Here is a 1548-nt window from a genome sequence, read left to right on the forward strand (position 1 = left end):
TCGTCGGCGCGTTCTTCGGCGTGCTGGCGTAAGGGCCCGGCTGCATAGACTGTCATTGCAACCTGGTAAGGGGATGGAGCGGGCCTATGCCCTCCATCCCTTTTTGTATAGAAGGAGTTCGTATGTTCGCGAAGGATCGCGAAGCAATGCGCCTGACACCGGCAGAGGTCAGGCTGATTCTTATTGAGTCCCTGCAGTGGTGCGCCAACAACGCGGTCTACTTTTTGGGGCTTATCGGTGCGGCCACGTATGATCTGGCCGGCACGGCCTTTTTGGTTGCCGCCATTACGCTCGCGCGCAATCTTATGACGTCGGTGGGCAATATGGTGTCGGGCTCGGTCATCGACCGCTTTGGACCGCGCCGGACGTCATTTGTGACGTGCGTGATTACGGCGGTGCTATCGCTTGGCGTGGGGTTGGCGCCGTTGTCTGTCCCCGGGCTTGTGTTTGCCGCGTGCGTCTTGGGACTTGCGGGCGGCTTTATCAACACCTGCACGCATGCGTTTCCGGGATACCTGGAGTCGACCACCGAGGGCCGTACCCGCGTGAACGGTCTCATGGTGTTCTACAGCAATATCGCCTATACCGCTGGCCCGCTGCTCGGCGGTGCCATCGTGAGCTGTTTTGCCACGCAATCGGTCTATCTGCTCATGGCGGGCATGATGGGTGTGGCGGCCGTGCTCTCCTTGGGCTGTCACGAGTGTGTTGCTCCCGCAAAAGGGGAGAAGCCGAAGGGCGGTATTCTGGGCGGCATGGCCGAGGGCGCGCGACTTACGTTTCACGACCACGACTTGCGCCTCATCTTTATCTCGGGCTTTTTGGGTTTCTTTGCGTTCGGCGCGTTCGATTCGCTTGAGTCGTTGTTCTACCGCGATGTGCTCAACGTGGATATCGTCTGGCTGGGCTGGCTGTCCTCGGTCGTGGGCCTCACTTCCTCGGTGGGTGCGTTCATCCTGACCAAGCTTTCTGCTCGCCATGTCAACCTGCGATTGTTGCTCGGCGCGCTCATGGCCGTGGGCATTGGGTCCATGGTGTACGTGGGCACCGATATGCTGGGGGTTGCGATTATCGGTCAGGCGATTAACGGTCTGGCCTGGGGATTCCTGGAACCGCTGCAGATGATCTTGATTCAGGAGCGCGCCGACATCAAATACCTGGGGCGCATTACCGGCTTTGTGCGTTTTGGCCTGATGAGCGCCGGCGTGCTGCCGCTGCTGGCGGCTCCATTTTTGGCGGAGGCTTTGGGCGTTCAGGCGGTGCTGTTTGGGGCATCGACCATTATTGCGCTGGTAGGAACGCTGTTCTTTGTCGCACAGGGGAGGCGGCAGAAATGCTAGATATACATCTAATTTTAATTTAATACCACTCACCCGAGAATATCGACCGTTCACCGAGGATCGGCGCAAATTACAAAGTGGTATTAAAAACACGTTGGGTGTATGTCTATAATTGGTATCGAAAAGAAACGCGATGTATAGATTCGCGTGCAGGACAGAAAGGAAAAGCCATGAAGGAAACCGAGAAGATCGAGATCATGCATTTCGACCA

At 57.2% G+C, this 1548-nt stretch carries 1 protein-coding gene; it reads left to right on the forward strand.

The features are described 5' to 3' along the window. Positions 1-122 precede the first annotated feature (122 nt). Positions 123-1337 (forward strand): MFS transporter, encoded by a 1215-nt coding sequence (locus tag DXB98_RS09990; RefSeq protein WP_199407178.1) that lies wholly within the window; start codon positions 123-125, stop codon positions 1335-1337. Positions 1338-1548: the final 211 nt, after the last annotated feature.

The sequence above is a fragment of the Collinsella sp. OM07-12 genome (genome assembly GCF_003438275.1).
In the GTDB taxonomy this organism is placed as follows: Bacteria; Actinomycetota; Coriobacteriia; order Coriobacteriales; family Coriobacteriaceae; genus Collinsella.

What these genes read in the sequence shown, in the direction of transcription:
- DXB98_RS09990 (WP_199407178.1), top strand. Translation starts at nt 123, where the DNA reads ATGTTCGCGAAGGATCGCGAAGCAATGCGCCTGACACCGGCAGAGGTC.